8 protein-coding genes and 2 pseudogenes are annotated in these 14,063 nt (G+C 39.7%); 8 read left to right on the top strand and 2 right to left on the bottom strand.

Going from position 1 to position 14,063, the window contains the following annotated elements; translation table 11 throughout:
- Positions 1 to 83: 83 nt before the first annotated feature.
- A complete protein-coding gene (locus tag ACZ1G6_RS05715) occupies positions 84 to 2,213 on the top strand; it encodes a PAS-domain containing protein (protein WP_472618435.1) in 2,130 nt (709 codons plus the stop codon).
- Positions 2,185 to 3,438 (top strand): ATP-binding response regulator, encoded by a 1,254-nt coding sequence (locus tag ACZ1G6_RS05710; protein WP_472618434.1) that lies wholly within the window; start codon positions 2,185 to 2,187, stop codon positions 3,436 to 3,438. Before ACZ1G6_RS05715 ends, ACZ1G6_RS05710 begins: the two co-directional genes overlap by 29 nt.
- A gap of 59 nt (positions 3,439 to 3,497) precedes the next feature.
- Here ACZ1G6_RS05710 and ACZ1G6_RS05705 read toward each other — a convergent pair whose 3' ends face one another.
- Entirely contained in the window at positions 3,498 to 4,178 is a 681-nt protein-coding gene (locus tag ACZ1G6_RS05705) for a response regulator (RefSeq protein ID WP_472618433.1), read from the bottom strand.
- Positions 4,179 to 4,302: 124 nt separating this feature from the next.
- Positions 4,303 to 6,530: pseudogene (locus ACZ1G6_RS05700) on the bottom strand (TonB-dependent receptor).
- Between the two features lie 318 nt (positions 6,531 to 6,848).
- On the opposite strand from ACZ1G6_RS05700, the pseudogene ACZ1G6_RS05695 reads away from it, so the two are divergent.
- From ACZ1G6_RS05695 to recN, 6 genes and pseudogenes are all read left to right on the top strand, one after another.
- Positions 6,849 to 8,145 (top strand): annotated as a pseudogene (locus ACZ1G6_RS05695) (GntP family permease).
- A gap of 12 nt (positions 8,146 to 8,157) precedes the next feature.
- The gene (locus ACZ1G6_RS05690) at positions 8,158 to 9,435 is read left to right on the top strand and encodes an E22 family MetX-like putative esterase (RefSeq protein ID WP_472618432.1); all 1,278 of its coding nucleotides are present in this window, start codon (positions 8,158 to 8,160) and stop codon (positions 9,433 to 9,435) included.
- Between the two features lie 13 nt (positions 9,436 to 9,448).
- A complete protein-coding gene (locus ACZ1G6_RS05685; protein WP_472618431.1) occupies positions 9,449 to 10,501 on the top strand; it encodes an extracellular catalytic domain type 2 short-chain-length polyhydroxyalkanoate depolymerase in 1,053 nt (350 codons plus the stop codon).
- A 33-nt stretch (positions 10,502 to 10,534) separates the two neighbouring features.
- Positions 10,535 to 11,311, top strand: coding sequence for a 3-hydroxybutyrate dehydrogenase (locus ACZ1G6_RS05680; RefSeq protein ID WP_472618430.1), 777 nt, complete (start codon positions 10,535 to 10,537; stop codon positions 11,309 to 11,311).
- 105 nt (positions 11,312 to 11,416) lie between these two features.
- Positions 11,417 to 12,292 carry an NAD(+) kinase gene (gene nadK, locus ACZ1G6_RS05675; protein ID WP_472618429.1) on the top strand — a complete coding sequence of 292 codons (876 nt, stop codon included), beginning with the start codon at positions 11,417 to 11,419 and terminating at the stop codon, positions 12,290 to 12,292.
- Between the two features lie 68 nt (positions 12,293 to 12,360).
- A complete protein-coding gene (gene recN / locus ACZ1G6_RS05670) occupies positions 12,361 to 14,034 on the top strand; it encodes a DNA repair protein RecN (protein ID WP_472618428.1) in 1,674 nt (557 codons plus the stop codon).
- Positions 14,035 to 14,063: the final 29 nt, after the last annotated feature.

The following is a 14,063-nucleotide window of genomic DNA, read 5'->3' as shown; positions in this document are numbered from 1 at the left end:
GTTATAACTTTGAGTTTTTATGATATTTTTGTAGCTTCAATATCTTTTTAGTTAAAAAGTCTGACGTTTGGATACCTATTTTCATGATTTCAATATGGTCGTTAATTGCTATCACACTGATTTACATGTTTTTTATTTTTATTACCGCAACATTAGGTAATAAAATAAAGGACTTACCGAAATCTGTTTATTCATTGGCTTTAGGTATCCACTGTACTTCGTGGGCGATATTTGGCACAAGCACTCAAGCCACGCAATTTGGTTGGCCTCTTGTACCAACCTATCTAGGCGTAATCATCGCGATGTTATTTGGCTTTAAAGCATTAAGTAGTATCAACGCATTGTGCAAACAACATAACATTACGTCTATTGCTGAGTTTGTTTCAGTAAGATTTGATCACTCTTCGGCCCTTGCAGTTGGTGTAACACTGTTGTGTTTTGTGGGCATTATTCCCTACATTGCCTTGCAACTAGACGCATTAAGTCTGGCACTAGGGATGCTAGTTGAAGATAGTCAAAAGTGGTCTCAATCAATTAGCTTATACGTTGCGGGCGGCATGGCGTTTTTTGCAATATGGTTTGGCGCTCGTAAAATGAATTTACTAGAACGAAACCAAGGTCTTTTATTGACAATTGCTGTTCAATCGGTGATTAAATTTGTTGCACTATGTTGTATCGGGCTATTTGTTGTTTATATCATGCATGACGGTGTAGTAGATTTATTTGAAAAAAGCCTTAATCATCAAGCGTCAAGAGAGATTATCGACAAACCTTTTGCAATATGGATATATCTTAGCCACGTACTACTGGGTTTTTGTTCAATGTTTTGCCTCCCTCGACAATTTCATGTCACTTTTGTTGAAAACAAAAACCAAGATGAATTAGACCAAGCTAGATGGTTGTTTCCTCTCTATTTAATAGGAATGTCATTATTTATCCTACCAATAGCCTTAGCCGGTACGGTTATGTTTAGCGAAAATCCTGATATTCGTACCGATAGTTTTGTTTTAGCCATTCCTATTGAACTAAACAATAGCGCATTGGCTATCATAGCGTTTATTGGGGGCTTAGCCGCAGCCACCAGCATGGTAATTGTCGCTAGTCTTTCGCTAGGAAATATGGTGGCTAATAGTCTTGTTACGCCTTTATGGTTAAAACGAAAAGGAAAAGCTGCATTAACCGGAAAACTTTCAGCGAATCAAATCCTTCGTATACGTCAATACACTATACTTATTATGCTCGTAATCGCCTATTGGTATCATGTCAATATTGGGCAGTCAGCTACCTTAGTAGAGACGGGTACTATCGCCATTGCACTGTTATCACAAACATTGCCAGCTATTATGTTTAGCCTTTACGCAAAGCATGTTCACAAAATTGCGGTAATGTGGGGCTTAAGTGTTGGCGCTTTTATTATTATTTTCGGGATGCTAATGCCTGCAGTCGTGCCGCAGACACTTGAGTTATCAAACGGGGACTACACGCAACGAGGTGAACAAATCGCAATGGTTCTGTTTGCATCGTTGATTATTAACTCACTCATTATCTATACGATTTCTCGTTTTGTAAAACCGCATAATGCCTATCTAAATCCATTTAAAAGCAGTCAATCTATACAAACTCGCTTCAATATCAATTATCAAGATCTTAGCCGATTATTAGAGGGTCTATTACCCAAAAATATTGCTCAAAAGTTCAATCAAAATGTCGCTTTGATTGCAAACAACCCCGAACAGCGCGCAAGTGATAGCTTTGTATATAGAGCTGAAAAGCTTCTTTCATCACATGTGGGAAGCGCTAGTGCCCAGATATTATTAAATGCGATATCACAGTTTTCACCTCATCATGAAGGAAAAATGCAAGCTCTAGCAGAACAAGCCGGTAAAGACTTTCAATTCAATAAAGAAATTTTACAAGCCTCTATTACACACCTTCCCATGGGAGTAAGTGTTGTTGACGCAGATTTACGTCTTGTTGCATGGAACAAAATCTACGCTGACATGTTTCACTACCCGCCTGAGTACCTTCAAGTGGGTAAGCACTTAGCAGATATTCTTCAATTTAACGCTCAGCGAGGGCTAATTTTAGGGGATAACAAAGACCAAGAAATTCAAAAACGGATGCGGGCAATATATGAAGGAAAATCATATAAAGTAATCCGCCCTCAAAAAGATGGCAGTGTGTATGAAATATCAGGCCATCCTATACCTTAGTGGTGGGTTTACTACCTGCTATTCGGATATTAGCGAATACATCAATATCCAGCATCAATTAGAAAAATCCAAGCGTGACCTTGAGCAACGTGTCATTGAGCGAACGGCGCAATTAGAATCCGCAAAAAATGAAGCTGAACAAGCAAATATCAGTAAAACCAAATTTTTAGCAGCCACCAGTCATGATTTAGTTCAACCTCTCAATGCAGCAAGTCTTTTTGCATCAATGCTAAGTGAAAAACTAAAAACAAAGAAAGAGTTTGAATTAGCAAGCAATGTAGTGAGTGCTTTGGAGAATGCTGAATCTTTATTGGGTATGCTTATAGAGATAACCAAACTAGAAAATAACCAAATAAAACCTGTGTTAAGTTCGATTAATTTAAACGAATTACTTAAACAACTTCATACTGACTTTACTATCATTGCTAATAAACATAACGTTGATTTGATTTATGTACCCACTAGTGTATGGATCATGTCTGATAGACGCTTGTTAACTCGTATAATTCAAAATTTATTATCAAACGCAATCCGCTATAGCCAGAATGGTCGAGTGGTTTTAGGTGTCAGACGCGTTAAGGGAAAAGTAAACATTACTGTCGCCGATTCAGGCAAAGGCATCCCAAGTGCAATGCAAGAGCAGGTCTTCAAAGAGTTTAAGCGACTAGATCCCTCTGATAGCCATCAAGGCTTAGGACTTGGACTGACAATAGTAGAAAGAATCAGTCGTTTACTTGACACCCCAATTAGCCTGCGTTCTTATGAAGGCAAAGGCACCATATTTGAAGTTTCAACGCCTAAAGTTGCACAGAAGCCATCTAAGCTAGACAAGCTCTCTAGCCCCTCAAGTACTGCCTTAGAAGCTCTATTAGCGAACAAATCAGTATTGATCCTCGAAAATGATGATGCAGTTAAAAGCGCACTCAAATCAGCCTTTGAAGATTGGGGCGCAATCGTCTACACTGCTCGCGATTTTGATTCAGCCATGAAGATTAACGAGCATATTTCATTGCTACTAGCAGACTATCATTTGGATAACTCAGATACCGGTATCCAGGTATATCAAGCCATAAAAAGTAAGCATTGCTCTAGCTTTCATGCCATCTTAAGCAGTGCAGATCGCAGCGAAGAAATTCAAGAATTAGCGTATTCAAATGGCATGAAATACTTACCAAAACCTGTAAAACTAGCGGCTTTAAAACGCCTTATTCAAAAACTCTTATAAACATGAACAGCAAGTTTTTTAGCGCCTTATAAATCGATAGCTTAAGCGCTACATAAGGCTTACTCAATACTCATTATCTGTTTATAGATGATACCCGCTTGTGTCCGATTATATACGCCTAACTTTTTAAGTACCGCTGAGGCATGCTGCTTCACCGTAGACTCTGATATCTGCAACTCATATGCTATTTGCTTATTTAATAAGCCATCTGCAATAAGTCTTAGCACTTTAAGTTGATGTGGGGTCAATTGCTCAATTTGACTAAATACGTCATTATCTTTGACGTTTTCATTATTTAACTCATAAGCCTCCGGCATCCATTGCTTGCCATCAAGTACATCATCAACCGCCTCTGATATTTTGGTGAAATCTACTGATTTTGGGATAAAGGCACTGGCCCCCAGTTTAATGCACTTAATGATTGTCTGCTCTTCCTCTTGGGCTGAAACAACAATAATTAGAGTATTTGGGTATTGAGCTCGTATACTAGAAATACCAGATAGACCTTGGTTTTCAGGCATATTTAAATCTAAAAACAATAAATCAATATCTTGATCACACTCTAATTGTTCGAGTGTATCAACAAATGACTTAGCCTGCTTCACGTCAACCGTCATATGTTCTTCAAGCACTTGTTTAAGTGCATTTCTAAACAAAGGATGGTCATCTGCTATTAATACTTTGTACATTGTTCGATTACTAGATACCTGAACTAAATCTGTAGGAAAAGCTGTCGTCAAAAATGCTACCTCAAGTAAATACAAAAGTAAAAAAGCACAGGCGCTACCTTTTATGTAGTAACCTGTGCTTCTTGTTACCCTAAGGGAGTATCAAACAATCTTACATTGAATGATAACTAGGGGCTTAGAAACGATAACCTACCGTTAAATGGACGGTTCGAGGATCACCATAGTAACCAATTAGTGTGACATCACCGCCTAAACCTGGTGTAGGATTACCCGCAGCATCAGCAGGACCAGTGAAATTATACCCACCTACCAAATACTCCTCCTCAGTTAAGTTTTTGCCGTGCAGGCTTGCATACCATTCACCGCTGTTACTTTCCCACATAACGCTTAGATTAACGATACCGTAGCCATCTTGGCTTAGGTCTTCTGCTGTTTCAAATATCAAATAATCATCACGATAATAGTAATTCGCGTTAAAAATAAAGCTACCAAAGTCGGTTTCTAAGAAGTAATTTGCCGCAAAATTAGCAGTATACTCTGGTGAATTTGACAGACCAATAAGCAGCGGAATAGCATCATTTCGTTTTATATCGAAATCTAAGTATCCCAATGCCACATCAAATTGTAAGTTATCTGTTGCGACATAAGTGATTTCAGCCTCTAATCCACTACCTGCAGTCTCGGCTGCGTTTTGAAGCGTTTGGTTTAGCGTTGTGTTGTCGTCAGTTAACCCCACAGCGATATATTGGCGATCTTTATGGTCATAACTAAATAACGTTAAATTTGAACGCAGTTGGTCATTCCAGTCTTTCTTTACACCGATTTCAAAAGAATCAACAATTTCTGGATCAACACCTGGTTCATTCCCTTCCGCTCTAGGATTAAATGTGCCTGATTTAAATCCTTGGCTGTATGATGCATAAAACATCGTGTCGTCGTTCATTTGATACTCTACGCCCAAGCGTGGTGTAAATCGTGACCAGCTTTGAGATGTCGGCGCATCGAGCACACCATCATTGTTGGTATCTTCACCCAAAACAGTCGGCACTAACTGGCCCTCAGGTCTTACAAAACCGGGAATCCAATCCGTAAACGGATATATATTGGCGAAAATTAATCCATTATCTACTTGGGCTGTTTTCTTTTCATCTGTGTATCTAGCACCAACTGTTACAGATAGCTTTTCTGTAAAATCATAAGACCCTTGAGTGTAGATTGCATAACTTTCCGAATTATTACACCCAGCGACTTCTCGAGTTAAACCGCTAGCACCTAATGCTCTGCCTAAGACACCAAGAATCGCATTGAAGTTTCCACATGACTCACCATCATAATAATACAAGCCACTGACTAGTTTTAGATTGTCACCAAAATAGTTAGCTTGTAACTCGTGAGTTTGATTGTTGTCTCGGTACTCAGCCGGAACATCAAATATATCTAGAGGTGTATTATCAAAATCGATATTAGTCGGCGAATAACTTTCCCTATCAGATGCAATATATTTGATCTCTAGATCATCAGAAATGTCATATTGTACCGTTAAGTTGTAGCCTTCTAATTGCACTTCGTTTGTAGTTGGCAAACTCGTATAAGAGTCGTAAACACTATCAGGAACCGGAGCATTGGTTAGCAAGCTTGGCAACAATCGATACCCACCTTTTGCATTGGAGTCATCTTGCGTTTTATCCCAACCCAATCTAATGAATAAATCATCGCTTGGGCGATATTCAAGATTTATTCTTGCAGCCCATAAATCTTTATTGTAATTCTCACGGTCTTGATTAGGCAGTGCCGATAGCAAATATTCTCCAAAGCCATCTCGGCTCAAATCAGCATAACCAACGCCTAAATATAAGGAATCATCAATAAGTGGTATCTGACCGGTTAGTTTTACGTCACGTTGTGAAAAACTTCCCACTGTGGCTTGCGCAGTAAAACTGGTGTCTCCTGTCATTTCACGCGTCACATACTTTACCGCGCCCCCAATTGTATTTTTACCATAAAGAGTACCTTGAGGACCTCTTAAAACTTCTATTCTTTGGACATCAAGTAGGTCTAAAACTGCACCTTGAGGACGCGCAATGTAGACATCATCTACATATATACCAACGCCAAGGTTCATAGCCCCATAGCGGATCTTGTTGTCCAATGCCACGAACAAACGCAGTAAGAGTGCTATTAGTGCCTCGACTTGTCTGTAAAGTCGTATTAGGTGAGAATTGTTGTAATTCGGTTAACACAGCAATACCATTAGCGAGTAATTCCTCTGCGCCTACAGACGTTACCGCAACAGGCACTTCTTGCAGCGATTCGGCAGTGCGCTCTAGCGGTTACTTCAATTGTCTCTAGCTTTCCAGCTTCAGTTTCATTTGTCTGTTGAACAGCAAAAGCGTTGCTTGACATAGCGCCAAAACCACTTGTTGCTAATAGTAATGCAATGGTTTTTGCTAATTTACGTTTGCCAAATACTGGTGGCGTTTGGAATGAAGCATTGTGTTTCGTCATGGAATTTCCCTTAATACTTATTATATTTTGATTTTGTTTTACATTCGCTAAGCACTGCGGTCTTTGTTAAATTTAAGTTAATTATGTAAAAAAATAACTAGTACGATCGTACTATGGGAATTTAGACGCTTTGCGCACACACTTAGTGCATCCAAGCAATCTGCGGTCACAGATGTGTTTACATAATAATAAAACGAACCACGCTAGGATAATAATATGTTGAGTTTAATCGGACTGGTTGGCGGTCTCATCTTGCTAATCATTCTTACTATACGCGGTATGAATCTTTTTATAGCTGCGCCTTTTTGTGCACTTATCGTTGCTAGTACAAATGGAATGGCCGTTTTTGAAGGTGATGCAAATTTTGTTGTTACCTATATGAATGGTTTTTCAGGTTTTGTGGCTTCATGGTTTTTCATGTTTTTGCTTGGTGCGATCTTCGGCAAGTTTATGGAAGATACGGGTGCCGCTGATTCACTTGCGAAGGCTATAATCGATAAACTAGGATACAAACGAGCGGTATTTGCAGTTGTAGCTGCGTGCGCTGTGCTAACTTACGGCGGTGTTTCAGTGTTTGTGGTCGCCTTTTCGGTGTATCCAATGGCACTAAGTCTGTTTAAAGATGCCAATCTACCCAGACGCTTTATTCCAGCAACCCTAGCGTTTGGCTCAGTCACCTTCACAATGACCTCTGCAGGGTCACCAGAAATTCAAAATTGGATACCTATTCAATATTTAGGGACTTCACCTTTTGCTGCTTGGGAAGTTAGCTCTGGTAGTTGCCACGTTTATGGCCATATTTGGGTATTGGTGGCTTAAAAAAATGGTGGCAAATGCAGTGAATAATGGCGAATGTTTTCAAGCAAAAAGTATCGACCCAGAAATAAAGACTCGAGAATACCCTCACCCACTAACTGGTTTTGTGCCTTTAGTTGTGGTTTTACTTATTTCATTCTTTTTACATGAACAATATGGAAAGATGGCGCTTATTGCTGCACTTGGTGGAGGCGTAATCGCTATTATTGTTGTTAATTTCAAGTACTTCCAAGATATGGGAGAAGCCGTTAACATGGGAACGACAGGTGCTTTGGTTGCAATTGGTAATACTGCAGCAGTCGTTGGGTTTGGTGCCATTGCCAAAACTACTACGGCATTTCAAGACACCGTAGAGTTAATGACTCAAATTACAGGTAATGAGCTAATAGGTGCGGCCATTGCAGTTAGTGTCATTGCTGGATTAACAGGTAGTGCTTCAGGCGGTAAGGCAATCGCTTTACCCGAAGTAGCACCATATTACCTAGAGCAAGGTGTCGACCCTAATGAATTACACCGTATCGTCTCCATATCTTCTGGAGCCTTAGACTCGCTCCCTCACAATGGTTATGTCGTCACGACAATTAGGGCTATCTGTCATGAAACACACAGCGCAGCATATTTACCTATGGCGGCACTTACGGTTGTTGTTCCTTTAATTGGTCTTATCTTAGCGATTGCTCTGTTTATCATTTTTTAAAAGGCTGTTTTTATGAGTACTGTAATTAGGGGAAATATTGTGCGTTTCAATGGTAATCGTTTAAGACCTTGTCTATTATTGAGCGCTATTTTTGCGCTTTTAACACTCAATACTGCAGCATTTGCATCATCAGCTGAACAAGTCATTGCCGAACAAGGAACCCAGTATATGTTGGTCGAAAAAAACATACACTCAATTGAGACGTTTAAGACCTTTAATGGCCAAACAATTAGTGATGTGAGAGTCGGTTGGGAAAGTTATGGTGAGTTAAATGAGGAAAAATCAAATGCCATACTAATTACGCATTATTTTACTGGTAGCTCTCATGCTGCAGGCAAATATAGTGTAGATGACGATGAGCCTGGTTACTGGGACAGTATTATTGGACCTGACAAAGCAATAGACACAAACAAATTTTTTGTCATTAGTGTTGATTCACTTGTCAATATTAGTGCTTATGACCCGAACGTTATTACCACTGGACCGGCAAGTATTGATCCGGCAACGGGTGAACCCTATGGTTTGCGCTTTCCGGTTGTGACAATGAGAGACTTCGTTAATGTGCAAAAGTCAGTACTTGAAAGCCTTGGTATTGAAAAACTTCATGCTGTAGCTGGCCCTTCGATGGGCTCAATGCAAGCGATTGAATGGGCAACAGCCTACCCTGACTGGGTAGAGCGCCTTATTTCTGTAATAGGAAGTGGAAGCGCTGATGCATGGACTTCAGCAGCGCTTGAGCAATGGACGATGCCAATCCTAATGGATTCAAACTTTAATCAAGGTAATTATTACCACAAACCAAAGTCACAATGGCCTATGCAAGGTTTAAGCTATGCACTTGCGCTGATAACACAGTCAGCATTGCATCCACAATTTTTTAACCAAATTGGCGAGCAAATAGGCTATCAAGTATTAGAAGATGGACCTTTAACCGATATAGCATCCAAACCAAGTATTGTTGAGTGGTTGATGGAAAGAGCAAGTGCAAGAGCGTCGTTGATGGATGCTAACCATCTTTTATATCTAGTAAGAGCAAATCAATTGTTTGTTGCAGGAATGGAAGGCTCATTAGACAAAGGCCTGCAAAATTTAGAAGCAAAGGTTTTATTGTTACCCGCACGAAATGATCTATTGTTGATGCCCTATCATGCTCAAAAAATTGCTGACGAACTAGATAGACAAAACAAACCCGTTATCCTAGAGACAATTGATGGACCACTGGGGCATCTTGAAGGTGTTTCGGGCATTGCAAAACATGAAGCATTAATTCGTGAGTTTTTAGAAAAATAAATAGGCGATAGTAATGAGTTTACCTAACAAAAATATTGTGCGAGTAAGTGCTGCCTATTTGCTACTAGCGTTACCTAGTTTTTCAGCAATGGCCAATACCAACAAATCAAGCGACATAAAACTGAATATGGATTTGAGCAAAACAAGTGTCTCAGGACTTTCTTCTGGTGCATACATGGCCACTCAGTTTCATTTTTCTCATGCTGACACCTTAGTAGGTGCAGGTTTGATTGCAAGTGGCCCTTATTATTGTGCTCAGAACTCGCTTAGCAAGGCTATTGGTGAATGTCTATCTGAGGCACCTGAAAACTACAGTCAAAACGTTATGCAAGCGTTTAACTCGCAATACGAAGGCGCAAGCAACGTCAGTAAACTAGCATCAACGACTAACATCAAAGACGATAAAGTATTTATCTTGCGCGGGACACTTGACCAAACAATTTCAGCAAAAGCAACTCAAGCCTTGGTGGCACAGTATAAGCAATTACTCAAAGAGGAAAATATTCGCGTTGAACTTACGCAAGAATTTGCTCATTTGATGCCAACAGAAAATAATGGAAGTGATTGTTCGGTCTCTGTTTCGCCATTTATTGGTCAATGCGGTTTTGATACTGCGGGTGCTATTTTGACACATATTTATGGTGATTTGCAGCCCAAAGTATCGAGCGAAAAAAGTGAATCAGTTGGTAAGCTAATTAAATTTAATCAACATGATGTCCTACAAAGCGATAACGCTTATCTTGCGCCTGACGGCTTTATTTATGTGCCTGATGCATGCAAACAAGGCGAAGAATGTACTTTGCATATTAGTTTTCACGGCTGTAACCAATCCATTGACAATATAAACGATACCTACGCAAAAAAATCTGGCTTTAATCAATGGGCAGCAAACAATAAGATGATCGTGCTATATCCTCAAACAGAAAAATCCAGTATGTTTCCATTAAACCCTCAAGCATGTTGGGATTGGTGGGGATATTCCGGTGCTGATTATGCTAACAAAGAAGGGCCACAAATTAGCGCGGTTCGTCAATTAATGAACAAGCTAGACAACATCGTTTTTTAACATTAATTCATCAAAATTATGGTATCAATAAACATGCAAAACACAGACACAAAAACAGTCCTCATCACTGGTGGCGCCAGTGGTATTGGGTTTGGTATTTCAGAATATCTTGCTAAAGCGGGGCACAACATTATCGTTGCCGATATGAATAAACAAGCCGCTCAAAAAGCAGCAAGTGCTTTAGAGCAATATGGTACCAAAACACTCGCGCTTGATATCAATGTAACTGATGCAACTGCAATTAAAGAGCTACCTAAACGATTAGGGAACTTGCGTGTCGATGTGCTAATTAACAATGCAGGTATTCAACATGTAAGCCCGTTAGAAGATTTTCCAGCTGATAAATGGCAACTGCTGATAGATGTAATGCTTGTTGGCCCAGCCTTATTAACACAAACATTTTTACCTCAAATGCGTGAGCAGAATTATGGCCGTATCATTAATGTAGGCTCTATTCATTCTTTAGTGGCTTCACCATATAAATCGGCCTATGTGGCGGCAAAACATGGCCTTGTTGGCTTTGCAAAGACCGTGGCACTTGAAACTGGCGATGCCAATATTACAATTAATAACCTATGCCCTGCTTACGTGAAGACGCCATTAGTAGAAGCACAAATAGCATCTCAAGCAAAAGCTAATAATATGACAGAGCAAGAGGTTGTTGAAAAAATATTCTTAGAGCCTATGCCTAAAAAATCATTTATTGATATAGATGAGCTAGCTGCAACGGCTGAATTTTTAATGAGCCCAGCGGCAAAAAACATGACAGCGCAGAATCTTGTGCTTGATGGTGGATGGGTAGCGCGTTAAACACAAATTCCTTATTTATTTAACTAAATTTAAAAAATTGTGCTTGCAAGTGACGCGTTATAACGTATACCTTTAGTCATAATAACAAATACGATTCTCTATTTTATGCGCTACCACACCGTTGGCTTAATTGGAAAGCCAGGACATTCTGCAACTTTCACCAGTCTTAATGCGCTTGTAGACGAGTTACGGCTGTTAGGATGTCGCATATTAGTTGAGCAGCGCATTAAAGATTCAATTAATGATAAAGACCTTAGCGTGTGCTCAATGCAGGAGATTGGTGAACAGGCTAGTTTAGCTATTGTAGTGGGTGGCGATGGATATATGCTAGGTGCTGCCAGAGTACTGGCAGGCTACAACATCGATGTAATTGGAGTAAACAGAGGCAACTTAGGTTTTTTAACCGATATAAACCCCGAAGATATTTCTCGTCAACTGGCATTTATTTTTAATGAAAAACTGTACCGAGAAGAGCGATTTCTTCTAGAAGCACAGATATATTCCAAGGACCAATTGGTCAGTACTCATGTCGCGGTGAATGAAGTGGTGCTTCATCATAGCAAAGTTGCACATATGATGGAGTTTGAACTTCACGTTAACCAAGACTTTGTTTTCAGTCAACGTTCAGACGGTTTAATTGTAGCAACCCCAACAGGCTCTACTGCCTATTCATTATCTGGCGGCGGGCCAATCGTTGTGCCTCACTTAGATGTGTTAACCCTTGTTCCAATGTTTCCTCATACACTGACTAGTCGACCCATTGTGGTAGATGCAAATGATGAACTTAGCCTTAAAATTTCGAGCAAAAATGCAGATAGCGTACAAATTTCGTGTGATAGCCATGCCGTAATAAGCTTGTCAGCAGGCGATGAGGTCCGCTTGAAAAAAGCAAAACATAAGCTCAGTCTTGTTCATCCGCCTGAATACTCATACTTTAATGTGTTGAGGACTAAACTTAACTGGGGCAGCAAACTTTTTTAATATAAGCATCTTTACACCCGATAAAACACTGTATATATTATCAGTGTATTATTTGTGAGGTATAAAACATGCTTGTTCATATCGCTATAAAGAATTTAGCCATTGTTAAACGGGTTGACCTTTCATTAGGAAACGGTCTTACCGCGATTACAGGCGAAACTGGCGCTGGTAAATCAATTGCACTAGATGCATTAGGGCTTTGCTTAGGCGCACGCGCCGAATCAAACATGGTAAGAGAAGGCAGTGAAAAAGCAGAAGTTATCGCGCATTTTGATATTATCAAAATCCCTAGCGCCCAAGCATTTCTATCAGAACAAGATTTGAGCCAAGAAGACAATCCAGATGAGTGTTTTATTCGCAGAGTTATCAGTCCAGAGGGTCGCTCTAAGGCTTTTATCAATGGTATACCTGTCAATCTAAGTCAACTAAAATCCTTAGGGCAATGCCTAGCCGTTATTCACTCACAACACGCTCATTATCAATTTTTAAAAGCTGATACACAACGAACTATTCTAGACCGTTATGCTCAGCATGATGCGCTTTTAATAAAGGTAAAAACAGCCTACGAACAACATAAAGCATGTCAAAAAGAGTTACACATTCTTCAAACTCAGCAACAACAACGAGAAGATAGATGTCAGCTCTTGGCTTACCAAGTGCAAGAGCTAGAAGAGTTTGCCCCTGTTGAAAATGAATTCCCTCAAATAGAAGCCGATTTTAAAAAACAAGCCAATACACAAGACTTGATGAATGCTAGTGAACAAGTGTTGCACCAATTGAAATATCATGAAGAACAAAGTGTGATGGCTAGTTTAAACAACAGTATCCGAACATTAAATCAACTTGCAGAAGTGGATAGCAGTTTAAACTCGATAATTGAAAGTTTACAAAACGCCAGTATTCAAGCTGAAGATGCCTGTCATGAACTTGAAAGCTATCAATCATCCATTGACGTTGAACCTGCGCAAGTGGCTTTACTTGAGGCCCGGTATAGCAACTACCTAGATTTAGCCCGTAAACATCAAGTGCAACCTGAAACTCTATTTGATGCATTTGTTGCACTTTCAAATGAATATGAATCGCTAAAAAATGATGAGCACAATGTTGAGATACTAGATGAAAAACTAAGTACATTGAAAAAAGAATACATTGAACATGCACAAGCCCTATCTGAATCCAGACAGCAATCTGCTATTAAATTAAGTGAAGAGATTCAAAATTCAATTCGAGAAATGAACTTGCCTCATGCCGTCCTTGAGACCAGAGTGAGCTTCAACGAGCACAGTCAGTTTTCTGCAAATGGAAATGATGACGTTCAAATCTATTTATCAGTGAATCCTGGACAAGCCCTAGATGTGCTTGAAAAAGTGGTCTCAGGTGGCGAGTTGTCGCGTATTGGACTCGCCTTGCAGGTTATTAGTGCAAAGGATGTCAAGGTGCCGACAATGGTGTTTGATGAGGTAGATACAGGTATTAGCGGCCCTACAGCATCATTAGTGGGTAAGTTGTTACGTAAACTTGGTGAAAAAGCACAAGTGATGTGCGTCACTCACTTACCTCAAGTGGCGGCACAAGCACATCATCAATTGTTTGTTAGTAAAGTCACTGATGGACAAACAACTGAGACAAATTTACTTAAACTTACCAAAGAAGAGAGAGTTAATGAGATTGCACGCCTTCTTGCAGGAGATGCACTCACCCAAACAGCTATTGCAAACGCAAAAGACTTATTGAAACTATAATACTCAAAGAACTAATTATTACTTGAATG

The organism is Glaciecola sp. HA4-3, assembly GCF_055693685.1.
This window is presented reverse-complemented; position numbering and strand designations above follow the sequence as displayed.

What these genes read in the sequence shown, in the direction of transcription:
- ACZ1G6_RS05715 (WP_472618435.1), top strand. Translation starts at nt 84, where the DNA reads ATGATTTCAATATGGTCGTTAATTGCTATCACACTGATTTACATGTTT.
- ACZ1G6_RS05710 (WP_472618434.1), top strand. Translation starts at nt 2,185, where the DNA reads ATGAAATATCAGGCCATCCTATACCTTAGTGGTGGGTTTACTACCTGC.
- ACZ1G6_RS05690 (WP_472618432.1), top strand. Translation starts at nt 8,158, where the DNA reads ATGAGTACTGTAATTAGGGGAAATATTGTGCGTTTCAATGGTAATCGT.
- ACZ1G6_RS05685 (WP_472618431.1), top strand. Translation starts at nt 9,449, where the DNA reads ATGAGTTTACCTAACAAAAATATTGTGCGAGTAAGTGCTGCCTATTTG.
- ACZ1G6_RS05680 (WP_472618430.1), top strand. Translation starts at nt 10,535, where the DNA reads ATGCAAAACACAGACACAAAAACAGTCCTCATCACTGGTGGCGCCAGT.
- nadK (WP_472618429.1), top strand. Translation starts at nt 11,417, where the DNA reads ATGCGCTACCACACCGTTGGCTTAATTGGAAAGCCAGGACATTCTGCA.
- recN (WP_472618428.1), top strand. Translation starts at nt 12,361, where the DNA reads ATGCTTGTTCATATCGCTATAAAGAATTTAGCCATTGTTAAACGGGTT.